Below are 24,390 nucleotides of genomic sequence, written 5' to 3' on the forward strand. Positions count from 1 at the left end.
GGAAAAAATGGGAAAAGTTATAGTTACAGATCATCCGTTAATTCAACACAAATTAACAATTTTAAGAAAAAAGGATACATCATCAAAGGATTTTAGACAAATAGTAACAGAAATATCTGCATTAATGGGATATGAGGTTACAAGAGATTTTGAATTATCTGATGTTGAAATTGAAACACCTCTTGAAACTTATGTAGGAAAAGAAATAAGTGGTAAAAAAGTAGGTATAGTTCCAATACTAAGAGCAGGAATAGGAATGGTTGATGGAGTTTTATCAGTAATGCCAGCTGCAAGAGTAGGACATGTTGGAATGTATAGAGATCCTGAAACTTTAAAACCAGTAACATATTATTGCAAACTTCCTAAGGATGTTGAAGAAAGAACATTTATTATTCTAGATCCAATGCTTGCAACAGGTGGATCTTTAATAGAAGCTATTGATGAAGTAAAAAGAATGGGTGCTACAAATGTTAAAGCATTAAATATATTAGCAGCACCAGAGGGATTAAAAGCAGTTCAAGAAGCACATCCAGATGTTGATATTTATGTAGCATCTATTGATAGATGTCTAAGTGAAGAAGGATACATCTTACCAGGACTTGGAGATGCTGGAGATAGATTATTCGGAACAAAATAATTTTTAAAGGGAGTTCTTATGGAGAGTTTAATAATACCATTTTTTGTAGCGGTTTTAATAAGTGTTATTATGACACCAATAATTATTAAATTAGCTAAGAAATTTGGATTTATGGATATACCAAAGGACAACAGAAGAATGCATAAAAAGCCCATACCATTAGCGGGTGGGCTTGGAATGTATATTACATTTGTTGTATCTATACTTATTTTTGCGAAAGTTTTAAAACTTACTTTAAGTAGTGAGGTTATAGGGTTAATAGCTGGTTCAACAGTAATTGTCCTATCAGGTCTTATAGATGATAAAGTAGGTCTTAGTCCAAAGAAAAAGATAATTTTTCAACTTGTAGCAGGAATATGTTTAGTAGTTGGTGGAGTTAGAATTGAATTTTTTAATAATCCATTTAATATAGGAGATCCATTTATATATATTAAGTATTTATCTATTCCAATAACACTATTTTGGATTACTGGAATTACAAATACAATAAATTTAATAGATGGTCTTGATGGACTTGCAGCAGGGGTTTCTATGATTTGTGCCATATCACTTATGATGATTGCATATAAATTTGGATACACAGAAGTAGCTATTATAGCAGCAATACTTGCAGGAGCATGTCTTGGATTTTTACCTTATAATTTTAATCCTGCTAAAATATTTATGGGAGATACAGGAGCTTTATTTTTAGGTTTTGTGCTTTCTTATATATCTATAGAAGGAGTTATGAAATCTGTTGCAATTCTTACTATTATAGTTCCAGTTTTAATTCTTGGAGTGCCTGTATTTGATACTGCCTTTGCAATGGTAAGGCGTAAATTAAGTGGTAAAAGTATGGTAGAAGCAGATAAAGGACATTTGCATCATAGACTTTTAGCTATGGGATTGTCACAAAGACAAACTGTGCTAGTTTTATATACAATATCTATAATTTTTGGAATACTTGCAAATAAAATTTCAGAATTTAGTACAAATCAAGGACTAATAGTTTCTATAATAATATTTATAGCTATTATTGCTCTTGGATTTATAACAGGTATGTTTAAAACGAAGGGAGAATAAAATGAAGGTTCTTACAGTGTTCGGTACTAGACCGGAGGCTATAAAAATGGCTCCAATAGTTAAGGAGCTTGAAAAAAGAGAAAATATAGAATCAATTGTTGCAGTAACAGGACAACATAGAGAAATGTTAGATCAAGTTTTAAAAATATTTAATATTGTGCCAGACTATGACTTAAATATTTTTAAACCAGGTCAAACATTAACAGAAATTACAGTAAATGCAATGTTAGGACTTGAAAAAATATTAGATGAAACAACTCCAGATGTATTGCTAATTCAAGGAGATACAACGACAGTATTTTCATCAAGTATTGCAGCTTTTTATAAAAAAGTAAAAATAGGACATGTAGAAGCAGGTCTTAGATCTGGAAATTTATATTCACCTTTTCCAGAAGAAGCAAATAGAAAGCTAACAGGAGTACTTGCTAATTTTCACTTTGCACCAACAAATAGTAATAGAGAAAATTTATTAAAAGAAGGATATAATGATGAGAATATTTACATAACGGGAAATACAGTTATTGATGCTCTTAAATATTCTGTAAAAGAAGATTATCATTTTGAAGAAGAACTTTTAAATAAAATAGACTATGAAAATAAAAAAGTAGTGCTTTTAACATCTCATAGACGTGAGAATATAGGTAAGCCTATGGAAAATATTTTCCAAGCAGTACTTGATGTAGTTCATGAAAATGATGATGTGGAAGTAATATTTCCAGTACATTTAAATCCAAAGGTTCGTGAGATCGCAAATAAATATTTTGAAAATGAAGAAAAAGTTCATATGATTGAACCCCTTGACTATCTTCCTTTCTCAAATTTAATAAATAAAGTCTATCTTGTAGTTACAGATTCAGGTGGAATTCAAGAAGAGGCACCAGCTCTTGGAAAACCTGTTCTTGTAGTAAGAGAAGAAACTGAAAGAATGGAAGGGGTACTTGCAAATACTGCAAAACTTGTAGGTACAAAATATGAAAATATTTATAATGGATTTAAAGAGCTAATTGAAAATAAGAAAAAGTATGATGAAATGGCTCATGCAGTAAATCCTTATGGTGATGGAACTGCAGCTAAAAAAATAATAGATATTCTTGAAGAAGAAATGAACTAGAAAAAAGTAGGACTAAAAGTCCTACTTTTTCTCTTTAAATAATTTTGTAAAAGGTGTAGAATAGTATTTAAGAAAATGTTTTTCTTAAATTAAATTATTTTAGAAACTTTCTTCTTGAAAATAGTGAATTAAATTTATATAATGGTATATATAGAAATGGGACGTATTTCACAATGCGAAAATAAAGGTTATATCTTTTGGAAATTTTTTAGTAGGGATAGTTATGTCTTCGCTAATTAAAAATTTAACAATCTTTTAGATAGGTAAAATAAGGGTATAATTAAAAGTAAAGCCATTTTTTATATTTATTAAATTTAATACTTTTGCTATTTTTAAGAAATAGTAAGTGTTATTTATTATTAATAAGTTATAATATAGTTAAAGTAGTATGGTTATTATATATATTTTTTAAATATTAGTATGCAAACCTTACTATTCTTTAGCAAAAATAATAAATATTATTTTATTTAGCTTTTAGGTGATGATAATCACAATATGGATTTATCCATAAAAAAAGGAGGATATAATGGAAAAAGTAGTAATAGCAAGTGCTGTAAGAACTCCAGTAGGATCTTTTGGAGGAGCATTAAAATCATTATCAGCAGTAGATCTAGGTGTAATAGCAACTAAAGAAGCAATAAAAAGAGCGGGAATTGATCCTGCAATAATTGACGAAGTTGTTATCGGAAACGTTCTTCAAGCAGGCCTTGGACAAAACGTTGCAAGACAAGTAGCAATCAATGCAGGAATTCCAAAAGAAATTCCAGCAATGACACTTAACAAAGTTTGTGGATCAGGACTTAGAGCAGTTTCATTAGCAGCTCAAATGATTAAAGCAGGAGATGCTGATGTTATTCTTGCTGGTGGTACTGAATCAATGTCACAAGCACCTTTCTTAGTAAGAGATGCTAGATGGGGAGCTAGAATGGGAGATAAAACTTTCGTTGATGAAATGCTTGTTGATGGACTTGTTGATGCTTTTCATAAATATCACATGGGAATTACAGCAGAAAACGTATCAGAACAATATGGTATAACAAGAGAAATGCAAGATCACCTTGCAACAGCTTCTCAAAACAGAGCTTCTAAAGCAAGAGCTGAAGGAAGATTCAAAGATGAGATAGTACCAGTAGAAATTACTGATAGAAAAGGTAGAGTTACTGTAGTTGAAGATGATGAATTCATTAGAGACGGAATTACAGAAGACGGCTTAGGAAAATTAAGACCAGCATTTAAGAAAGACGGAACTGTTACAGCAGGTAATGCTTCAGGAATCAATGATGGTTCAGCAATGCTTGTTGTTATGAGCGAATCAAAAGCTAAAGAGCTTGGAATTAAACCTCTTGCAACAGTTGTATCTTATGCATCAGCAGGTGTAGACCCATCAATCATGGGAACAGGACCTATTCCTTCATCAAGTAAAGCACTTGAAAAAGCAGGTCTTGAAGTTAAAGATCTTGATTTAATCGAAGCAAATGAAGCATTTGCTGCACAAGCTCAAGCTGTAGCTAATACACTTGGATTTGACATGGACAAAGTTAATGTAAATGGTGGAGCTATTGCAATTGGTCACCCAATTGGAGCTAGTGGATCAAGAATATTAACTACTCTTCTATATGAAATGGAAAAAAGAGACGCTAAAAAAGGTCTTGCAACACTTTGTATAGGTGGAGGACAAGGTACAGCTCTTATTGTTGAAAGAGACTAATTTAAAATTCCTACTCTTTTTGAGAAAAGGAGTAAACAATGAATTACAAATATTTAAAAGAAGAATTAGAAGATGGTATTTTAATTCTTACAATAGATAGACAAGAAAGTCTAAATGCATTAAATGGAGAATTGCTTTTTGAAATTGATAGTTATTTTACTGAACTTAGAAATAGGGATGAGGTAAGTGTTGTTATAATAACTGGTGCAGGAAGATCCTTCGTAGCAGGAGCAGATATTGGAGAAATGGCACAATTAAATGCAAATGAAGGAGCAGAATGGGGCAGAAAAGGAATGAATGCATTCCTAAAAGTTGAAAAAATTGACAAACCTGTTATAGCAGCTATCAATGGATTTGCACTAGGTGGAGGATGTGAACTATCACTTGCATGTGATATAAGACTTGCATCTGAAAAGGCTAAATTTGGCCAACCTGAAGTAGGTCTTGGAGTTACACCAGGATTTGGTGGAACTCAAAGACTTTCTCGTGCAATAGGACTTTCAAGAGCAAAGGAACTAATTTATACTGCAGAAATTATATCAGCTGAAGAAGCATATAATATAGGACTAGTTTCAAAAGTTGTTATTCATGATGAATTATTAAATGCTGCAAAAGAGTTAGCTGAAAAAATTGCTAAGAACTCAAAATTAGCCGTTAAATACTCAAAAGAAGCTATTAATACTGGTATTCAAACTGATATTGACAGTGGAATGGACATTGAAAGGGCAAACTTTGGACTTTGTTTTGCAACAAAAGACCAAAAAGAAGGTATGAAGGCATTTCTTGAAAAAAGGGCTCCTAAATTTATAGGAGAATAATTTGGAGGTATTAGAATGAAAATAGCTGTAATAGGTTCAGGTACAATGGGATCTGGAATTGCACAAGTATTAGCACCAAAACATGAAGTTATAGTAAGAGATATAGCTCCTGAAGCTTTAGAAAAAGCAAAAGCTAGAATTGAAAAAGGATATGCTAAAAATGTTTCTAAAGGAAGAATGACAGAAGAAGAAATGAAAGTTGCACTTTCAAATCTTTCAACTTCAGATAAAATTGAAGACATTAAAGACTGTGATTTAGTAATAGAAGCAGCAACAGAAAATCCTAAAATCAAAAAAGCTATATTTAAAGAATTAGATGAAGTATGTGACGAAAAAACAGTTCTTGCATCAAATACTTCTTCATTATCAATAACTGATATTGGAGCAGCAACAGGAAGACCTGATAAAGTTATTGGAATGCATTTCTTTAATCCAGTACCTATGATGAAACTTGTAGAAGTTATCTCAGGACAATTAACTGATCTTAAAGTTAAAGAAGATATAATTGAACTTTCAAAAAAAATAGGAAAAACTCCTGTAGAAGTTGCAGAAGCACCAGGATTTGTAGTAAATAGAATTCTTATTCCAATGATCAATGAAGGAATTGGAATCTATGCTGAGGGAATAGCAAGTGTTGAAGATATTGATGCTGCTATGAAACTTGGAGCAAATCACCCAATGGGACCTTTAGAATTAGGAGATCTTATTGGACTTGATGTAGTTCTTGCAATAATGGATGTTCTTTATGATGAATTTAGAGATCCAAAATACAGAGCACATACATTACTTAGAAAAATGGTACGTGCAGGACAACTTGGAAGAAAAACTAATAAAGGTTTTTACGACTACAATTAATAGAAGAAAAAGCGCTGTTTACAGCGCTTTTTTTATATTTAAAAAATTATTGTAAAAAGTAAAACATATTAGTACTTTAGTGATATAATCAAACTATACAATATAAAATTAGTGAGGTGTAATTATGAAAAAGAAGAGCTTTTTTAATAGTTTAATATTCAAACTACTTTTAGGAATTATCGTAGGTATTTTCATTGGTAAATTTGCAAATGAAGGATTAATACTTGTAGTTGATGCTATTAAAAATGTACTTGGAGACTTAATAGGATATATTGTCCCATTAATAATCCTTGGTTTTATAACACCTGCAATTGTAAGTTTAAAAGACAGTGCAGGAAAAATTTTAACAGTAACACTTTTAATATGCTATATTTCATCAGTGGGAGCTGCAACAATGAGTTTAATTGCTGGTAGAATTATAATCCCACACTTAAATATAGCAACTCATGTAGGCGAGGGAAACCTTATACCGGAATCATCCTTTGCTCTAACAATTGATCCAATAATGCCAGTAATGACAGCACTTATAACATCTATATTAATAGGACTTGCAGTCTTATGGACAAAGTCCGAAACTTGGGAAAACTTACTTAAAGAATTAAATAATATAGTTCTTGCAATAGTAGATAAAGTTGTAATTACAATTTTACCAGTTTATATTGCATCAACATTTGCAACTCTTGCATATGAGGGTGCGGTACTTTCAGAAATCCCAGTATTCTTAAAGATTATTTTAATTGTAATTGTAGGACATTTTATTTGGATGGGACTTTTATATTCAATAGGTGGAGCAATTGCAAAAGTAAACCCTAAAGAAGTATTTAAACACTATGCACCAGCATATTTTACAGCAGTTGGTACAATGTCATCTGCAGCAACACTTCCAGTTGCATTAAAATGTGCTAGAAAATCAAAAGTTTTAGATCCAAAGATTAGAGACTTTGTAATACCAATTTGTTCAAATACACATCTTTGTGGTTCTGTACTTACAGAAGTGTTTTTTGTAATGACAGTTTCACAAATTCTTTATGGAAAACTTCCTGAATTATCTACAATGATTGTATTTATATTACTACTTGGAATATTTGCAATAGCAGCACCAGGAGTGCCTGGAGGAACAGTAGTTGCCTCTCTTGGATTGATTATATCAGTTCTTGGCTTTGACAACTCAGGAACAGCTTTAATGCTTTCTATATTTGCACTACAAGACAGCTTTGGTACTGCATGTAATGTTACTGGAGACGGAGCAATCGCTTTAATGGTTACAGGAATATTTAAAAAAGTACCAGGAAGAGATGGAAATCCAGTATATGATGGAACAGACGAATAAAATATATATTGTATATTAAAAACCACCCTTAAGGGTGGTTTTTTAAATGATTTCATATCTATAAAGTTTTCTATATAGAGTAGATAGATTTATTTCAAGTAAATCAGCTATTTTTTGTTTTGATTTTGTAGAATTTCCATACTTATCTAAATAAACAGATAAAACTTTTTTTTCAAAATTTTCAGTTAAATCTTGAAGAGAAGATTTTTGATTTGTATTAACATTTTCATAATTTTCTATATTATTATCTAAATAAAATTCATTGAAAAAATTCGGTAAACAATTAGGTCCAATAGTTTTCTCATCACAAATATTTACAAGATATTCTACTACTTTTTCTAATTCTTTAATATTTCCCTTCCAATTTGAATTTTTAAATATATTAATTAAATCCTCAGAAAAAACCTTTTGTTCCTTATTTAATATTTGACAATACTCTTTTAGTTTTGAGTTTGCAATTATTTCAACATCATTACTTCTCTCACGAAGAGGTGGTATATTTATTGGAATTACATTTAATTTATAATATAAATCTTTCATAAATAAGCCATCTTCAAGAGCTTCTTCAAGATTATTAGAAGTTGATGAAATAATTCTAATATCAATATTTACCTTTTCTTTAGAGCCAAGCCTATGAAAAGAATTTTCAGTTAAAACTTTAAGTAATTTTGGCTGTAAATGAAGTGGAATACTTGTGATTTCATCTAAAAATATAGTTCCTCTATTTGCAAGTTCAAACTTACCTATTCTTCCTTGTTTTTGAGTGCCATTTATATTATTTGCAGTATATCCAAAAAACTCTGCTTCAAGTAAATTATCAGGAATATTTTTACAATCTATTTTAATAAAAGGATGATCTGCTCTATTAGAACTATTGTGAATAGATCTTGCAAAAAGTTCCTTTCCAGTACCTTCCTCACCTCTAATCATTACAAAAGAATTTCCAGAAGAAATTTGTTTTGCAAGAGTAATAGTGTTTTGGATTGAAATACTTTGCCCTAAAATATTGTGGAAATTTATATTTTCATTGGCATCTATAATATTATAGGCATTTAATATGGCATTAGAATATTTAGAAATTTGATAAATATAGCTTTTCATATCATCATTTAAGCTATTGACCATATATTTAACTAAAAATTCTTCATTATTTACATTTAAATCTTCCTTTAGCGATACAATATTATTTTCAAATAAATTTTCATTATTTATATTTTCGAAAATATCAAAAATATATTTATTATTTAAATCCATATGTCTGCAATTTAAAACCTCTAAAGTCTTTTTATTATAATTTAAAATCTTCTTATCCTTATCAGTTAAAATAACTCCATACTCAAGTGAATTTGCAATATTAGAAAACTCCTTATTTTTTAGAGAAAGAGTTTTTATGGTCTCTTCATATTTTAAATTTCCTGCAAGTAAAGAACTTAATTTATTTAAGAATAAATTTATATTAGAAAGATTTTCATTTATATATTCTTTTTTGTCCTTATCAAAGGCAATAAGCCCAATAACTCCAAGGACTTCATTTTCTTTAGATAAAATTGGATATCCAATATTGGCAATCTCTGAACAATTTTCAATAAAAGAGCAATTTACACATCTATCACTTAAATTTCTTTCTATAACAGATTCGGGTCTTTTATTTTTTAAAATATATTCATAGGAGCATCCAGATGGAAGTTGCTCGCCTATGTACCTTTTATATTTTCCTGTTGCAGCAATTCTTATTAAATCATTAGTAATAATCGTAACATCTATTTCAAGAATAGCACTTATTGCCTCAGCTACTTCTTGAACATGAACTGCTATATTTTTTAATTCATTCATAATTAACACATCCCATTTATAAATATATTTAAAGAATATTATAAAATTCTCAATAATGCAAATTATATTTCTTATTTTGCAAAAATGCGAAGGATATCTACTCTAAATCCATTGACTTGGATTTTCTTAATTGTTATATTTGTAATTAGAAAGAGCAGTTTAAAAATTATTATAGGAGGAAAATCTATGTTTAAAAAAAATCAAAAGAAAGAAAGTAAAAATATAAATGCCTTTCTCATCGTATTTGGTGTAATTGTTGCATGTTATATTTTATCACTTTTTGTAAGTCCAGGTACTTTTGACAGGGAAGTAGTAAATGGTAGAACAATTGTAATTCCAAATTCATTTCATAGTGTTGAAAAGGTTTATTTAGGACCGCAATCAATTTTCCAAGCTATTCCAAATGGACTTGAGTCTTCAGCAGGTATGATGTTTTTAGTAATGCTTGTTGCAGGTTGTATTGAAGTTTATAAAAGAACTAAAACTCTAGACAAAGGTGTTTCAAAAATACTTTCAAAGGCAGAGGTTATTGGTTCAGAAAAAATACTTATTATAATTATGATTATATTTGCTTGTTTTGGAGGATTTTTAGGATGGAATGAACAAATAGTTCCATTTATTCCAATAATAATTTCTCTATGTATAGCACTTGGATATGACTTAATGACAGGTGTTGCTTGTTCAGCACTTATTGACATGATCAGTTTTTCAATTTCTCCAACTAGTGTTTATACAGTTGGTATTTCGCATGAAATTGCAGAGCTTCCAATGTTTTCAGGATTTTTATTTAGATTTGTATTACTAGTTATATTTGATGTAATAGTAATGGCTTATGTACTTAGATATGCAAGAAAAGTTAAAAGAGATAAAAGTTTATCTATAACATCGGATATCGATGATACAGAATTTAGAATTGACTATACAGATATTACAAAAGATCCATTATCTAAAAGACAAAGTTTATCTCTACTTGTTTTCTTAATTACTTTTATTGTTGCAATTTTAGGAGTTTCAAAACTTGGTTGGTCAATGAATGACTTATCAGCATGCTTTTTATTTACGGCAGTAGCAGCAGGTTTAATTAATAAATTAAATCCAAATGAAATCATAGATTCTATTATAGATGGAGCTAAAGATGGCTTAAGACCTGCACTTGTTATAGGACTTGCTCGTGGTATTCAATGGATACTTACAGAGTCAGGAATAATTGACCCTATTATTAATGCGATTTCAAAACCACTTATGGTATTGCCTGGATCTATTACTGCAATAGCTGTAATGGTTGTAATAGCACTCTTCAATGGTTTAATAACATCAGGATCTGCTAAGGCTATGGCTCTTATGCCAATTCTTATTCCATTAGCTGATTTAATTGGTATGACTAGACAAACTATGATTCTTGCTTTTCAACTAGGTGATGGACTTACAAACTCAATGTGGTTTACAAGTGGTACACTTTTAATTTTCTTAACAATTGCAAAAATTCCACTTAAGAAATGGTGGAAATTTGTTACGCCACTTATATTAATGCTTACAGCAGTAAGTGTAGTTGCCTTAGTTGTAGCGACAAATATAGGTTATGGACCATTCTAAGGAGGTTATTTTATGAAAGAGAGATTAGAAGAAATAGAAAGTGAGTTAATTGAACTTAGAAGATATTTTCATGAAAATCCAGAAAAATCTTGGGAAGAATATAATACTCAAAAGGAAATAATGAGATATTTAGATTCACTAAATATTCCATATATAAAGGTCAATAATACAGGTGTGATTGCAACAATTAAGGGAAAAAATTCAAGTGAAAAAATCATTGGAATAAGAGCAGATATTGATGCACTGCCAATGGATGAACTTGGAAGTTGTCCATATAAATCTAAAAATGATGGATTTATGCATGCTTGTGGACATGATACACATATTACAATTTTACTTGGAACTGCTAAGATACTTTCAGAGATGAAGGATGATTTAAAGGTTACAGTTAGACTTTTATTTCAACCAGCAGAAGAGTTTATTGAAGATAGCGGCGCAACTTATATGAAAAATGAAAAGGAAGTTTTAGAATGTGATAGATTAATTGCTCTACACATTTGGTCTCAAATGGAAGCTGGATATGCAGGACTTCAAGCAGGACCTGTAATGGCAGCTGCTGATACTTTTGATTTTTATATAAATGGAAAAGGTGGACATGGCGCACTTCCTCATCAAACAATTGATCCAGTTGTTGCAGGTTCAGAGCTTGTAATGTCTCTTCAAAGAGTAGTAAGTAGAGAGATAAACCCACAAGATACTGCTGTATTAAGTGTTACAGCATTTCATTCTGGAACTACTGCAAATATAATTCCGGATACAGCTCATTTAATGGGAACTACAAGAACATTTAATAATGAGCTTAGATCTAAATATGAAGAAATCTTAAATAGAGTTGCACAAGGTGTTGCACAATCTACAAAAACAGATATAAAACTAGAATATCATGAAGGACCACCTGCAATGATAAATGATAGTGAATGTGTAGATACAGGACTTATTGCTGCAAAGAAAATATTTGGAGAAGATAAGGTTGTAAATTATGAACTTCAAATGGGTGGAGAAGATTTTGCAAAATATAAAAACCCCAAATGCTTATTGTTTTTAGGTGGTGGATTTAAAAAAGAAGAAAATAGATTTCCACAACATAGTCCTTATTTTGATATAGATGAAAGAGTTTTGAAATTAGGAGTTGGATACTTTGTGCAATATGTATTAGAGTATGAAAAAGAGATATTGAGGTGCTAATATGAATTATAAAGATTATATGAAAAAAGAATTAATTCCAGCTTTTGGATGTACAGAGCCAATTGCACTAGCTTATGCTGCTGCAAAGGCAAGTGAAATACTTGAAGAGAAACCTGAAAAAATTAAATCAAAACTTTCAGGAAATATAATAAAAAATGCTCATAGTGTAAAAGTTCCAGGAACTGATGGAAGAAAGGGTATTGAAATATCTCTAGTTTCAGGTGCGCTTTATGGTGATGCTTCTAAGGAACTTCAAGTTTTAGAGAATATGGACAAATCAAAACTTTCTGAGGCAGATGAATTAATTAAAGATGGAATAGTTGAAATGGAACTTATGCCAAATGTTTCAAATCTTTATATTGAAGTTGAGGCAATTAAAGGTGATAATTCTGCAATTGTAATACTAGAAAAAGATCATACTAATATTGTGAAAATTCTTAAAAATAATGAAGTTATATTTGAGAAAAAAGAAGAAAATACAGATGATGGAAATGTAGAGTTTTCTTTTGAAAAAATATATGATTTTGCAAAAAATGAAGATTATAGCGACATTAAATATCTTTTAGATGATCAAATTAATTACAATATTGCAATTGCAAATGAGGGAATAGAAAATAGCTGGGGCTCAAATATTGGAAGTATAATACTTAAAACTTCTAAGGATGATTTTGTTGAAAAAATGGTAGCTTATGCATCAGCAGGTTCAGATGCTAGAATGAGTGGATGTGAAAAGCCAGTTGTAATAAATTCAGGATCAGGAAATCAAGGAATAACTGTTTCTGTTCCAATTATAATTTATGCTCGTGAAAAGAACTTTAGCGATGATGAACTTTATAGAGCATTAATATTTGCAAATTTATTAGGGCTTTATTTAAAACAAGGAATTGGAAAATTATCTGCATATTGTGGTGTTGTTTCAGCTTCATCAGCTGCAGTTGCGGGAATAGCTTTCTTAGAAAAAGAAGAAAAATCTATAATAAAAGAGACACTTTCAAACTCACTTGCTGGTAATTCAGGACTTATTTGTGATGGAGCTAAACCATCTTGTGCAATGAAAATAGCATCAAGTTTAAGAAATGCTTTCTTAGCTTATGATCAAGCGAAATTTAAAGAAAGTTTTGAAGCAGGAGATGGAATTGTAATGAATTCGCTAGAGGAAACAATGGAGTCAGTTGGCAGAATTGCAAGATATGGTATGAAATCTACTGATGAAGTTATATTAAATGAAATGCTTGGAAATAAAGAATATATAAAAGAATTTGAAAAGTAAAATGTAGCTCCTTAGGGGGCTATTTTTTTATTTTTAAAATAATGTTGACAAGGAAACAATAAATATGTATTATGAATATATTGTTTCTTAGGAAACAAAAGGAGGCAATATGAAAAAAGTTTTATTAGAAGAATTTACAAAATTATATAATAACCAAGAAATTTTAAGTAATTTAATGAATGAAGATTTATTTGATGAATACTCAAACACAGAGGCGCACTGTATAGAGGCAATTGGAAAACTTGAAAAGCCAAATGGTGTAAATATTGCAAACAAACTTAATATGACTCGTGGTGCAATAAGTAAGATTACAAGAAAATTAGAAAAAAAAGAACTTATATATATAACTTCCCTTGAAGATAATAAAAAGGAAGTAATCTATAAGCTGACAAATAAAGGTAAGGATTTATTTAATAAGCATGAAGAAGCTCATAGAAAGTGGGAAGAAAGAGATTTAAGTTATTTAGATACTATAGATGAAAAAGATTTAGATAAGGTATTAAACTTTATTGAAAACTTTAATAATTATTTGGAGTCTATAATAAAGGAGGAAGAAAATGATAATTGATTTAACTACAAAGGTAAGAGAAGAGCTTGTAGAGCCTTGGCTTGCAAAACAAGAAAAAAAGCATATTGCACTAGGTCATGTTGGAACACATTTAGACACATATTTAAAAAGTGAAATTCCACTAGAATATTTTAAGACAAGAGGTGTATTAATAGATGCATCTTCTTATAGTGAAAAAAGAGAAATAGATATTAAAGATGTTGAAAAATATGAAATAAAAAAAGGTGATTTTGTATTATTTAGAACTGATAGAATAAATAAAACTTATGGAACAGTTGAATATTTTAAAGATCATCCAGAACTTTCACAGGATTTAATTAAATATCTTGCTAAAAAAGAAGTGGCATTTATTGGAATTGACGCTGCAGGAATAAGAAGAGCAGGTGAACATACAGAAGCTGATAAGTACTGTGAAGAAAAAAATGTATATGTAATAGAAAACTTATCTAATTTAGATAAAATTAATTTTGATGAAATGAATATTTATACAATGTGGCTTGAAGATAAAGAAGCAACAGGTCTAAGATGTAGAGTAATAGCGGAAAAGAGAGATTAATATTACTATATTATTTGTATGTAAATTAAATTTATAAACTATCTATCATAAGGTATTATATTAAAGTAATACTTAAATATTTAAAAATTTTGATGTATAATAAATATGTAGAATATTTAGTAGAAGATTAAAAAATAAAAGCATTTTTGTTGAAAGGAGCTATTGTATGAAAGTTTTTGTAACAAGTAGAGTTCCAGAAAAGATATATGAAATGTTAAATGAAAATTTTGAAATTATATATCATAATTCTGAAATACCTTTAAGCAAAGAAGAGATAATAAATGGTGTATCTGATGCAGAAGCCATTTTATGTCCACTGTCTGATAAGATTGATAAAGATATTATAGATAGTGGTAAAAATTTAAAAATTATAGCAAATTATGGCGCAGGATTTGACAATATTGATATTGAATATGCTAAAGAAAAAAATATCATAGTTACAAATGCACCTGCACCATCATCAGCAGTTTCAACGGCTGAACTTTCTTTTGGACTTATATTATGTCTTGCTAGAAATCTAGTAAGAGGAGATGAGGAAGTAAGAAATAATAAGTTTTATGGATGGAGACCGACATATTTTTTAGGCTCTGAACTTAGAAATAAAACCGTTGGAATAATTGGAATGGGAAATATAGGAAAGAATTTGGCTAAAAGATGTCTTTCTTTTGAAATGAATGTAATTTACTATTCAAGAAATAGAAAAGAAGATATAGAATCTCTTGGAGCTAAATATATGTCACGGGAAGAAGTAATAGAAAATGCAGATTTTATATCACTTCACTCAGCCTATGCTAAAGAACTTCATCATATGATCTCTGATAAAGAGTTTGATAATATGAAAAAAAGTGCCTTTTTAATAAATGCAGCAAGAGGACCTTTAGTAGATGAGAAGGCGCTTATTAGAGCATTAAAAGAAGAAAAAATTGCAGGAGCTGCTCTTGATGTATATGAGTTTGAGCCTAAGGTTTCTAAGGAACTTTTAACTCTTAAAAATATAATTTTAGAGCCTCATTTAGGAAATGCAACTTATGAAGCAAGAGGAGAAATGGGAGATGCTGCTTTTTATAATTTATTAGATTATAAAGAGGGTAAAACTCCAAGAAATAAAGTAAATTAAAAAGAATAGCTTAGCTATTCTTTTTTTATGAAAAAATTACATATAATATTGAAAAAAACAGATAATTGCTATAAAATAATATGTTTGTAAGTATAAATATACATATTCTAAAGTTTGCAATTTAAAAATTCTAGTAGTATATTTATAAATGAAAATTTAATATTTAAAATTTAATATTTTCGTATAGTAGAAAGGAAGAAAATATGACAAAAGAAAACAAGATGGGCACTACGCCAATAGGTAAACTTTTAGTAGAGGTTTCGTTACCTATAATGATATCAATGTTTATTCAAGCTCTCTACAATGTTGTTGATTCATTTTTTGTATCTCAATTAAATGAACAAGCTTTTACAGCTGTTTCACTTGCTTTTCCAATTCAAAATACAATGATTGGTATAGCTGTAGGTACAGGAGTTGGTATTAATGCATTATTATCACGTTCTCTTGGAGAGAAAAATCTCAAGCAGGCAAATTTAGCTGCAGAAAATGGAGTATTACTTGCAATTATTTATACAGTAGTATTTTTTATTTTTGGTATTGTAGGTTCAGAAGCTTTTTATAGATCTCAAACTCAAGATCCTAGAATAATAGCTTATGGAGTGGAGTATATTTCTGTAGTTACGATGTTTTCTGCTGGTATTTTTATGCAAATAACAATGGAAAGACTTCTTCAAGCAACGGGAAGATCTATGCTTACTATGATTATGCAAATAGTTGGAGCAGTAACTAATATTATAATGGACCCTATTTTAATATTCGGACTTTTAGGATTTCCAAAAATGGGAGTAAAGGGTGCAGCTATTGCAACAGTAATGGGACAAATTTTAGCGGCAATTTTAGGTATGATATTTGAAAGAAAATATAATACAGAAGTTCATATAAGTGGAATAAAACCACATTTTGAAACTATTAAAAAAATATATGTTGTAGGAATTCCTTCAATAATATTGACATCTCTAACTGGAGTTACAGTTTACTTTTTCAACAAGATATTATCAAAATTTTCAGATACAGCACTTGCAGCTTATGGAGCATATTTTAAAATGCAATCTTTCGTATTTATGCCTGTATTTGGTCTTGTAAATGGTATGGTACCAATACTTGCATATAATTTTGGAGCAGCAAAACCAGATAGAGCAAAAAAAGCTATAAAATATTCTTTAATTGCTGGTGTTTCAATAATGTGTATTGGATTTTTGATTTTCCAAATTTTCCCAAATCAATTATTAAAAGTATTTAATGCATCAGATGAATTACTTGAAATAGGATCTAAAGCACTTAGAATTATTTCTGTATCATTTTTATTTGCAGGAATAAGTGTAGTATCTGCTTCAGTGTTTCAAGCGCTTGGAAATGGAGTATTATCATTAATGATTACATTTTTAAGACTTATACTTGTATTACTGCCAGTAGCTTATTTATTAAGTTTAAAGGGAGATTTATCTCTAGTTTGGTGGGCATATCCAATAGCTGAGGTTGTGGATGCATTTGCATGTACATTTTTCTTAAAGAAATTTGCATTTAAAGAAATTGACTCACTAAAAGTAAGAACTAATTAATTTTAGCCTTAAGGAGGCATCTTATGAAATATGATTTTGAAACAATTTGTGATAGAAGAGGTAAAGGATCTAGAAAGTGGATGCCTGTTGAGGATTTTGAAGAATTAATAGTTCCATTTTCTGTTGCGGATATGGAATTTAACACAGCTCCAGAAATAAAAAAAGAATTAATAAATTATATAGAAAATAATATACTTGGGTATACAACATATATGGATGATTATCTAGAAGAAGTTGTAAAATGGCAAAAGGATATACATGATTTAGACATTAAAGAAGAATATATAGTATCAACTCCTGGAGTAGTAAGTGCTTTATATTATTTAATACTTACATTAACTAAGGAAGATGATGGAATTATAATTTTCAAACCTGTATATCATCCATTTACTGCTTCTGTAGAAGCTGCAAATAGAAATGTTATAAATTGTCCTCTTATAAATAAAGATGGATATTATAAAATTGATTTTGAAAAATTTGAAGATTTAGCAGCAGATCCAAAAAATAAAGCTATAATATTTTGTAACCCTCATAACCCAGTAGGTAGAGTTTGGACAGAAGATGAGTTAACTAAAATAGTTGAAATATCAAAGAAATATAATATTTTAATTATTAGTGATGAAATTTGGTCTGATATAACAATGAGCGGATTTAAAACTACATCTATATTAAAAGTTGCAGGAGATTATTTAGATAGTGTTGTAGTATCTACAGCTGCATCTAAAACTTTTAATCTTGCAGGACTTACATGTTCAAATATTATTATTCCTAATAAATTAATAAAAAGAGCCTTTTTAAAAGAACTAGAAAAACCACATTTAGCAGTTCCAGCACTTGGTTTTGTAGGAACAAAGGCTGCTTATAAATATGGTAAAGACTGGATGAAAGAAATGATTAATGTAGTTGAAGAAAACTACAAATATACCAAAAATTTCTTTGAAGAAAATATCAATGGATCAGTAGTATCTCCTTTAGAAGGAACTTATGCTACATGGGTAGATCTAAGAAGTCTTGGTTTAGATAAAAATCAATTAGAGAAGTTTTTAGTTGAAAAAGCTAAATTTTATGTAAATCAAGGATATTTTTTCGGTGAAGAAGGGGAAGGTTTTATAAGAATTAATTTAGCTTGTCCAAAATCTGTACTTAAAGACAGCTTAAATAGGCTAAAAATTGCTATAGAGAGTTGAAGTATTTATTGCTTTATTGTATTATGAACTTAACTATTAATTTTAAATTAGGGAGGATAATTAATAATGGCAAAAGCAAAATTTGAAAGAACTAAACCGCATGTTAACATTGGAACAATTGGTCACGTTGACCACGGAAAGACAACTTTAACAGCTGCTATAACTCTTATAATGAACAAGAGATATGGTGGAGGAGAATTCGTAGATTACGCTAATATTGATAAGGCTCCAGAGGAAAGAGAAAGAGGAATTACTATCTCTACTTCTCATGTTGAGTATGAAACTCCAAATAGACATTATGCTCACGTTGACTGTCCAGGCCATGCTGACTACGTTAAAAACATGATCACAGGAGCTGCTCAAATGGACGGAGCTATACTTGTAGTATCAGCTGCAGATGGACCAATGCCACAAACAAGAGAGCATATCCTACTTGCAAGACAAGTTGGTGTTCCAAAAATGGTAGTATTCCTAAACAAACAAGACCAAGTTGATGATGATGAACTTATTGAACTTGTTGAAATGGAAGTAAGAGACTTACTAGATGAATATGACTTTGATGGAGATGGAACTCCTATAGTTGTAGGTTCAGCTCTTAAAGCTCTTGAAGAACCAGATGGACCTTGGGGAGATAAAATTGTAAAACTTATGGAAGAAGTAGATGAATATATTCCAGAACCAATAAGAGATACAGAGCATCCATTCCTAATGCCAGTAGAAGATATATTCTCAATCACAGGAAGAGGAACTGTTGCAACTGGTAGAGTTGAAAGAGGAGTTGTAAAAGTAGGAGACAACGTAGAACTTGTTGGACTTACTGAAGAAGTTAGAACAGTTGTTGTAACTGGAGTGGAAATGTTCAGAAAACAACTTGACCAAGCTCAAGCTGGAGATAACATCGGAGCTCTTTTAAGAGGTGTTCAAAGAGAAGAAATCGAAAGAGGACAAGTTCTTGCAGCACCAGGATCAATCAAAACTCACTCAGCTTTTGAAGCAGAAGTTTATGTTCTAAGTAAAGAAGAAGGAGGAAGACATACTCCATTCTTTAACGGATATAGACCACAATTCTATTTCAGAACTACTGATGTAACTGGAGATATCCAATTACCAGATGGTATGGAAATGGTAATGCCTGGAGATAATGCTACTTTTAAAGTAGATTTAATTACACCTATCGCTATGGATGAAGGACTTAGATTCTCAATTAGAGAAGGCGGAAGAACTGTAGCTTCAGGAGTTGTTTCAAAACTTCTAGATTAATTATAAAAAGTAAGAGCCTAGATATCTAGGCTCTTTTTTTGTATTGAATATTATTTGATTTAAAACATTTAATTACATAACAATAACTTCATATCCCTTTTCAATAAATGGTTTCATACCAGCGTGATTCATCATATCTGATAATAGAGGATATGGAAGATCTTTATTAAAATCATATACTTCTAGCATCTTTGAGCATGCAAGGCAGATTCCTGCAATTAAATTGTTTTCAACAGCCTTTTTATAAAGTGGATTATCTTCTTCTATTAATTCCTTAGGAAGTTTAACAGCTTGACCTTCAAAAATAATCTTAACTTCATTTCCAGCCTCATGTAAATCAATAGCATTCATAAGCAAATGTGCAAAACACATTTTTTCACCTTTCATTGCATAAAATAAATATTTTTTCATTTTTACTCCTTTCAAATAAAAGAAATAGCTACATTTAACTTATACCACAATAAAGAAGTTAAACTAACAATTAGTATTTAAATAAATGGGGTAAAAGTATATTAAATATTTTTTAACTTATTTATAATATATTTATTGACATGAATTAAAAATAGCTGTATAATATCTTTTGTTGATGAGTTATGCACCTTTAGCTCAGATGGTAGAGCAACTGACTCTTAATCAGTGGGCCCAGGGTTCGAGTCCCTGAAGGTGCACCATATAATATCCTTAGATTTTATCTAAGGATATTTTTTTACGAAAAATTATATAGTTTATAAGAAATAAATTTAAAATATTAAATATAAATGAAAATAGTTATTTTTATGTCTAAAACATATATAATATAAATGGAAATTTAAAGTATTAAATCGGTTGTAAATTACTAAAAAGATTTGTTGGTTTATTTAATAAATTAATTTAAGTTCACCTTCTAATAGTAATTTAGTTTATAATTTTGTATAATTGTATAGAGGTGTAATAATGAATAATATTAATATTATCGCAACTACAAATTTTGGATTAGAAGCGGTTACAAAAAGAGAACTTTTAGCATTGGGATATGATGATTTAAAGGTTTCAGATGGAAAAGTTGAACTTAAAGGAACTTTGAGAGATATTGCAATTTTAAATTTAAATTTGAGAACAGCTGAAAGAGTTTTAATAAAAATAGATTCTTTTAAAGCACTTAGCTTTGAGGAATTATTTGAAAAAACTTATAAAATTGATTGGGATAAAATACTTCCTGTTGATGGAAATTTTATAGTACAGGGAAAAAGTGTAAAGTCTAAACTATTTTCTATTTCAGACTGTCAAAGTATAACTGAAAAGGCAATTATTAAAAAACTACAACAAACTTATAATGTATCTTGGTTTGAAAAATCAGCTGAAAGATACAAACTTGAAGTTTCTCTATTTAAAGATATTGCAACTATAACTCTTGATACTTCAGGAGATGGACTTCATAAAAGAGGATATAGAGAGGCATCATATAAAGCTCCTATTTCAGAGACTATTGCTGCATCTTTAGTTTTATTATCTTATTGGAATGAAGATAGAATGCTTTGTGATCCTTTCTGTGGATCAGGAACTATACCAATAGAAGCTGCAATGATAGCAAAAAATATTGCACCAGGACTTATGAGAAAATTTGATTTTGAAAACTTCTTTTTTATGGATGAAGAAATTTATAAAGAAGAAAAAAAATTATGTTATGAAAAAATAGATTATGAGAAAAAACTTGAAATATATGCATCAGATATTTCTTCTGCTGCAATTCATATAGCAAAAAATAATGCGGAAATTCTTGGACTAGAAGAAGATATTAAGTTCTTTGAAAAAGATATTCGTGAACTTGATTTACCTGATGATTATGGAGTTATAATTACAAATCCACCTTATGGTGTAAGAATTGGTGCAGATGAAGCTCCAGAGCTTATAAGAGAACTTGGAAAATTATGTAAAACTATTCCAACTTGGTCTGTATATGCAATAACAGCAGATGAGGAGTTTGAATCACAATTTGGCAAAAAGGCAGACAGAAAGAGAAAACTTTATAATGGTCGTATAAAAACTGATTATTATCAATATTATGGACCAAGACCTGAGAAAAAGACAAAAAATAAATAATTAATTACTATTTATGATATAATCTAGTGAAGGAGTTGAAAATGATGGATTCTGTTATTAAAAACTACTATGAAAAGACAAAATTAAATTATCAAATTTTAAATGGTATTGCAGATTTAGTTAGAGTTATTGATACTAATAATAGTGTTGTTTTTGTTAATAGAGCCATGGAAGAAACTCTAGGATATGATACTGAGACTCTTACTTGTAATTTAAATCAGACTTTTTTAAAATCTGATATTACTAGAAGAACATTAGAAACAGGGGAGATTATTCAAAGAGAGGAAAATCTTGATGGAAAGTCTTATTCTGTAAAATGCTCTCCGATTATTGGAGCACGTGGAGAAATAATTGGGGCAGTTGAAGTCTTTAGAAATACAACTTATGAAAAGAAACTTCAAAGAGAAATTATAAATAGAAATAAGCAAATGACTGTTGAGATGATTCAAGCAAGTAAAATTCAACAATCACTTCTGCCTGAAAAGGGATTTCTATCAAATTTAGAAATAGATTATATGTATAAGCCATCAGATATGCTTAGTGGAGATATGTTTGATGCCTTTAAAATAAATAATGATAATATAGGAATTTATGTTGCAGATGTTGTAGGACATGGATTTGCATCATCAATGGTTACTATGTTTATTAGACTTTTAATTAGAAATTTATCTGTTGCAAAACTTTTAAAACCATCAAAGACAATTGGTGAAGTAAATAAGAGATTTGCAATACTTAATTTAGATATAGAAATATACTTTACATTTTTTTATGGAGTATATAATAAGAAAACTGGTAAATTTATATTCTCAAATGCAGGACATTTTCCATCACCATTATTATACGATGGAGAAAATTTAGTAAATCTTGAAACTACGGGATTTCCAATATCTAGATTTTTTGCAGGAGTTGAATATGAAGATTATTATATAAACTTAGATTGTTCAGATAAGATTTTATTTATGACTGATGGAGTTACTGAAACGGAAAATAGAAAAAAAGAGCCCTTTGGAACTGAGAGAATTGGTAAAATTTTAAAGGAAAAATCAGTTGATGAATTAGAACTTATTAATAAAGAGCTTATGGATTTTTTATATGCTGAGCAAAAAGATGACATAACAGCTCTTCTTATAAAGGTATGGTAGAAAACTGCATTTAAAATGCAGTTTTTTTAATTCTACTATACAATAGAAGTTTCTTATACAAAATCATAATAAAAAATATGACTATATATAAGAGTTTATTTATAAATATAATACTTTAAGTACCTAATTGAATAATTAGGTGCATTTTTTTAAAACAAAATATTTCAGGATAATGTTTTGATAAATATCATGTAATATACAATAAATAGCTATATATTGTTGTAATAGCGTTTTAGAGACTATAATATAAAAAATATTATAGATTTTATTATCTTGTAAATATTGTAATAAATGCTATAATATGGAGTATGGCATGTTATTTAATTAACATTCTTTTACCTGATTATAATAAAGTGTGAGGGGGATTTTAAATGGATTTTAGAATGGACAAGGAGCATCTTTTACTTCGCGATATGTATCAAGCATTTGCAGAAAACGAAGTACAACCAATGGCAGCAGAAACTGATGCTACTGAAGAAGTTCCAATGGAAAATGTAAAGAAAATGGCACAATATGGTTTCTTCGGAATACCATTTCCAAAAGAATATGGTGGACAAGGTGCAGACTATATAGCTTATGCTATGGCTGTTGAAGAACTATCAAAAAAATGTGCTACAACTGGTGTAATCGTTTCAGCGCATACATCTCTTTGTGCAGCACCTATTTATGAACACGGAACAGAAGAACAAAAGAAAAAATATTTACCAGACCTACTAAGTGGTAAAAAAATTGGTGCTTTTGGACTTACTGAACCAGGAGCAGGAACAGATGCTTCAGGACAACAAACTATCGCAGTTCTTGATGGAGACGAATATATCCTTAACGGAACTAAGATTTTCATAACTAATGCTGGAATCGCTGATACATTCATCATTATTGCAATGACTGATAAATCAAAGGGTACTAAAGGTATTTCTGCATTTATCGTAGAAAAAGGAACACCAGGATTCTCAATTGGTAAAGTTGAAGACAAAATGGGAATCAGAGGATCATCTACTTGTGAGTTAATATTTGAAAACTGTAGAATTCCAAAAGAAAACTTACTAGGAAGAGAAGGAAAGGGCTTTGGTTTAGCTATGAAAACTCTTGATGGTGGTAGAATCGGAATCGCATCACAAGCTCTAGGAATTGCTCAAGGAGCTATTGATGAAACAGTTGAGTATGTAAAAGAAAGAAAACAATTTGGAAGAAGACTTTCACAATTCCAAAACACTCAATTTGAACTTGCAAATATGCAAACAGCTACTGATGCAGCTAGACTTTTAGTTTATAGAGCAGCAGATAGTAAACAACATAAACTTCCATACTCTCATGAAGCAGCTATGGCAAAATTATTTGCAGCTGAAACTTCATCAGATGTAACAAGAAGATGTCTACAATTATTTGGTGGATACGGATATACAAGAGACTATCCAATTGAAAGAATGATGAGAGATGCTAAAATTACTGAGATTTACGAAGGTACTTCTGAAGTAATGAGAATGGTAGTATCTGGTTGGATGGGCGTAAATTAATAATCG

General features: G+C 29.8%; 21 protein-coding genes and 1 tRNA gene. 20 read left to right on the top strand and 2 right to left on the bottom strand.

The features are described 5' to 3' along the window. The first annotated feature begins 7 nt into the window (after positions 1 to 7). From upp to J2Z71_RS05930, 7 genes are all read left to right on the top strand, one after another. A complete protein-coding gene (upp, locus tag J2Z71_RS05900; protein ID WP_210060932.1) occupies positions 8 to 637 on the top strand; it encodes a uracil phosphoribosyltransferase in 630 nt (209 codons plus the stop codon). 18 nt (positions 638 to 655) lie between these two features. After that, positions 656 to 1,699: a glycosyltransferase family 4 protein gene (locus J2Z71_RS05905; RefSeq protein WP_210060933.1), complete on the top strand. Its 1,044-nt coding sequence runs from the start codon at positions 656 to 658 to the stop codon at positions 1,697 to 1,699. 1 nt (position 1,700) lies between these two features. Further along, entirely contained in the window at positions 1,701 to 2,810 is a 1,110-nt protein-coding gene (gene wecB / locus J2Z71_RS05910) for a non-hydrolyzing UDP-N-acetylglucosamine 2-epimerase (protein ID WP_210060934.1), read from the top strand. A 526-nt stretch (positions 2,811 to 3,336) separates the two neighbouring features. Further along, entirely contained in the window at positions 3,337 to 4,518 is a 1,182-nt protein-coding gene (locus tag J2Z71_RS05915; RefSeq protein WP_210060935.1) for an acetyl-CoA C-acetyltransferase, read from the top strand. 38 nt (positions 4,519 to 4,556) lie between these two features. Continuing rightward, positions 4,557 to 5,336 (top strand): enoyl-CoA hydratase-related protein, encoded by a 780-nt coding sequence (locus J2Z71_RS05920; RefSeq protein WP_210060937.1) that lies wholly within the window; start codon positions 4,557 to 4,559, stop codon positions 5,334 to 5,336. Positions 5,337 to 5,351: 15 nt separating this feature from the next. Continuing rightward, entirely contained in the window at positions 5,352 to 6,191 is an 840-nt protein-coding gene (locus J2Z71_RS05925) for a 3-hydroxybutyryl-CoA dehydrogenase (protein ID WP_210060939.1), read from the top strand. A gap of 124 nt (positions 6,192 to 6,315) precedes the next feature. Then, positions 6,316 to 7,521, top strand: a complete 1,206-nt coding sequence (locus J2Z71_RS05930; protein ID WP_210060940.1) for a dicarboxylate/amino acid:cation symporter — start codon at positions 6,316 to 6,318, stop codon at positions 7,519 to 7,521. Positions 7,522 to 7,563: 42 nt separating this feature from the next. On the opposite strand, the gene J2Z71_RS05935 is transcribed toward J2Z71_RS05930, so the two are convergent. Next, positions 7,564 to 9,354, bottom strand: coding sequence for a sigma-54 interaction domain-containing protein (locus J2Z71_RS05935; RefSeq protein WP_210060942.1), 1,791 nt, complete (start codon positions 9,352 to 9,354; stop codon positions 7,564 to 7,566). A 186-nt stretch (positions 9,355 to 9,540) separates the two neighbouring features. Here J2Z71_RS05935 and J2Z71_RS05940 point away from each other — a divergent pair, with 186 nt between their 5' ends. The 9 genes from J2Z71_RS05940 (at position 9,541) to tuf (ending at position 19,649) form a co-directional block, all read left to right on the top strand. Further along, complete coding sequence (locus J2Z71_RS05940) at positions 9,541 to 10,947, top strand: YfcC family protein (protein WP_210060944.1); 1,407 nt, start codon at positions 9,541 to 9,543, stop codon at positions 10,945 to 10,947. A gap of 12 nt (positions 10,948 to 10,959) precedes the next feature. Then, entirely contained in the window at positions 10,960 to 12,132 is a 1,173-nt protein-coding gene (locus J2Z71_RS05945) for a M20 metallopeptidase family protein (protein ID WP_210060945.1), read from the top strand. A gap of 1 nt (position 12,133) precedes the next feature. Further along, positions 12,134 to 13,402, top strand: coding sequence for an L-cysteine desulfidase family protein (locus J2Z71_RS05950; protein ID WP_210060947.1), 1,269 nt, complete (start codon positions 12,134 to 12,136; stop codon positions 13,400 to 13,402). A 109-nt stretch (positions 13,403 to 13,511) separates the two neighbouring features. Then, positions 13,512 to 13,970 carry a MarR family transcriptional regulator gene (locus tag J2Z71_RS05955; protein ID WP_210060950.1) on the top strand — a complete coding sequence of 153 codons (459 nt, stop codon included), beginning with the start codon at positions 13,512 to 13,514 and terminating at the stop codon, positions 13,968 to 13,970. Continuing rightward, positions 13,960 to 14,526, top strand: a complete 567-nt coding sequence (locus tag J2Z71_RS05960; protein WP_210060952.1) for a cyclase family protein — start codon at positions 13,960 to 13,962, stop codon at positions 14,524 to 14,526. The genes J2Z71_RS05955 and J2Z71_RS05960 overlap by 11 nt, the downstream gene beginning before the upstream one ends. A gap of 166 nt (positions 14,527 to 14,692) precedes the next feature. After that, a complete protein-coding gene (locus tag J2Z71_RS05965) occupies positions 14,693 to 15,643 on the top strand; it encodes a 2-hydroxyacid dehydrogenase family protein (RefSeq protein ID WP_210060954.1) in 951 nt (316 codons plus the stop codon). 203 nt (positions 15,644 to 15,846) lie between these two features. Next, a complete protein-coding gene (locus tag J2Z71_RS05970; RefSeq protein ID WP_210060956.1) occupies positions 15,847 to 17,202 on the top strand; it encodes an MATE family efflux transporter in 1,356 nt (451 codons plus the stop codon). A 23-nt stretch (positions 17,203 to 17,225) separates the two neighbouring features. Next, entirely contained in the window at positions 17,226 to 18,389 is a 1,164-nt protein-coding gene (locus J2Z71_RS05975; protein ID WP_210060958.1) for a MalY/PatB family protein, read from the top strand. Between the two features lie 66 nt (positions 18,390 to 18,455). Next, a complete protein-coding gene (gene tuf / locus J2Z71_RS05980) occupies positions 18,456 to 19,649 on the top strand; it encodes an elongation factor Tu (protein WP_210060959.1) in 1,194 nt (397 codons plus the stop codon). Positions 19,650 to 19,721: 72 nt separating this feature from the next. On the opposite strand, the gene J2Z71_RS05985 is transcribed toward tuf, so the two are convergent. Beyond that, on the bottom strand, positions 19,722 to 20,060 hold the full coding sequence (locus J2Z71_RS05985) for a hypothetical protein (RefSeq protein ID WP_210060961.1): 339 nt from the start codon (positions 20,058 to 20,060) through the stop codon (positions 19,722 to 19,724). A 184-nt stretch (positions 20,061 to 20,244) separates the two neighbouring features. On the opposite strand from J2Z71_RS05985, the gene J2Z71_RS05990 reads away from it, so the two are divergent. The 4 genes from J2Z71_RS05990 to J2Z71_RS06005 all read left to right on the top strand — a co-directional run bounded on the left by J2Z71_RS05990 (position 20,245) and on the right by J2Z71_RS06005 (position 24,384). After that, positions 20,245 to 20,320 (top strand) — tRNA-Lys (locus J2Z71_RS05990). Positions 20,321 to 20,582: 262 nt separating this feature from the next. Further along, complete coding sequence (locus J2Z71_RS05995; protein ID WP_210060963.1) at positions 20,583 to 21,728, top strand: THUMP domain-containing class I SAM-dependent RNA methyltransferase; 1,146 nt, start codon at positions 20,583 to 20,585, stop codon at positions 21,726 to 21,728. Between the two features lie 44 nt (positions 21,729 to 21,772). After that, positions 21,773 to 22,870, top strand: coding sequence for a SpoIIE family protein phosphatase (locus tag J2Z71_RS06000; RefSeq protein ID WP_210060965.1), 1,098 nt, complete (start codon positions 21,773 to 21,775; stop codon positions 22,868 to 22,870). A gap of 371 nt (positions 22,871 to 23,241) precedes the next feature. Then, positions 23,242 to 24,384, top strand: coding sequence for an acyl-CoA dehydrogenase (locus J2Z71_RS06005; RefSeq protein ID WP_210060967.1), 1,143 nt, complete (start codon positions 23,242 to 23,244; stop codon positions 24,382 to 24,384). Positions 24,385 to 24,390 lie beyond the last annotated feature (6 nt).

Origin of the sequence: Peptoniphilus stercorisuis (assembly GCF_017874395.1) — a bacterium.
Classification (GTDB): domain Bacteria; phylum Bacillota; class Clostridia; order Tissierellales; family Peptoniphilaceae; genus Anaerosphaera; species Anaerosphaera stercorisuis.

Excerpts from the sequence above, each read along its gene's own strand:
- upp (WP_210060932.1), top strand. The coding sequence starts at position 8 with ATGGGAAAAGTTATAGTTACAGATCATCCGTTAATTCAACACAAATTA.
- J2Z71_RS05905 (WP_210060933.1), top strand. The coding sequence starts at position 656 with ATGGAGAGTTTAATAATACCATTTTTTGTAGCGGTTTTAATAAGTGTT.
- wecB (WP_210060934.1), top strand. The coding sequence starts at position 1,701 with ATGAAGGTTCTTACAGTGTTCGGTACTAGACCGGAGGCTATAAAAATG.
- J2Z71_RS05915 (WP_210060935.1), top strand. The coding sequence starts at position 3,337 with ATGGAAAAAGTAGTAATAGCAAGTGCTGTAAGAACTCCAGTAGGATCT.
- J2Z71_RS05920 (WP_210060937.1), top strand. The coding sequence starts at position 4,557 with ATGAATTACAAATATTTAAAAGAAGAATTAGAAGATGGTATTTTAATT.
- J2Z71_RS05925 (WP_210060939.1), top strand. The coding sequence starts at position 5,352 with ATGAAAATAGCTGTAATAGGTTCAGGTACAATGGGATCTGGAATTGCA.
- J2Z71_RS05930 (WP_210060940.1), top strand. The coding sequence starts at position 6,316 with ATGAAAAAGAAGAGCTTTTTTAATAGTTTAATATTCAAACTACTTTTA.
- J2Z71_RS05935 (WP_210060942.1), bottom strand. The coding sequence starts at position 9,354 with ATGAATGAATTAAAAAATATAGCAGTTCATGTTCAAGAAGTAGCTGAG.
- J2Z71_RS05940 (WP_210060944.1), top strand. The coding sequence starts at position 9,541 with ATGTTTAAAAAAAATCAAAAGAAAGAAAGTAAAAATATAAATGCCTTT.
- J2Z71_RS05945 (WP_210060945.1), top strand. The coding sequence starts at position 10,960 with ATGAAAGAGAGATTAGAAGAAATAGAAAGTGAGTTAATTGAACTTAGA.
- J2Z71_RS05950 (WP_210060947.1), top strand. The coding sequence starts at position 12,134 with ATGAATTATAAAGATTATATGAAAAAAGAATTAATTCCAGCTTTTGGA.
- J2Z71_RS05955 (WP_210060950.1), top strand. The coding sequence starts at position 13,512 with ATGAAAAAAGTTTTATTAGAAGAATTTACAAAATTATATAATAACCAA.
- J2Z71_RS05960 (WP_210060952.1), top strand. The coding sequence starts at position 13,960 with ATGATAATTGATTTAACTACAAAGGTAAGAGAAGAGCTTGTAGAGCCT.
- J2Z71_RS05965 (WP_210060954.1), top strand. The coding sequence starts at position 14,693 with ATGAAAGTTTTTGTAACAAGTAGAGTTCCAGAAAAGATATATGAAATG.
- J2Z71_RS05970 (WP_210060956.1), top strand. The coding sequence starts at position 15,847 with ATGACAAAAGAAAACAAGATGGGCACTACGCCAATAGGTAAACTTTTA.
- J2Z71_RS05975 (WP_210060958.1), top strand. The coding sequence starts at position 17,226 with ATGAAATATGATTTTGAAACAATTTGTGATAGAAGAGGTAAAGGATCT.
- tuf (WP_210060959.1), top strand. The coding sequence starts at position 18,456 with ATGGCAAAAGCAAAATTTGAAAGAACTAAACCGCATGTTAACATTGGA.
- J2Z71_RS05985 (WP_210060961.1), bottom strand. The coding sequence starts at position 20,060 with ATGAAAAAATATTTATTTTATGCAATGAAAGGTGAAAAAATGTGTTTT.
- J2Z71_RS05995 (WP_210060963.1), top strand. The coding sequence starts at position 20,583 with ATGAATAATATTAATATTATCGCAACTACAAATTTTGGATTAGAAGCG.
- J2Z71_RS06000 (WP_210060965.1), top strand. The coding sequence starts at position 21,773 with ATGGATTCTGTTATTAAAAACTACTATGAAAAGACAAAATTAAATTAT.
- J2Z71_RS06005 (WP_210060967.1), top strand. The coding sequence starts at position 23,242 with ATGGATTTTAGAATGGACAAGGAGCATCTTTTACTTCGCGATATGTAT.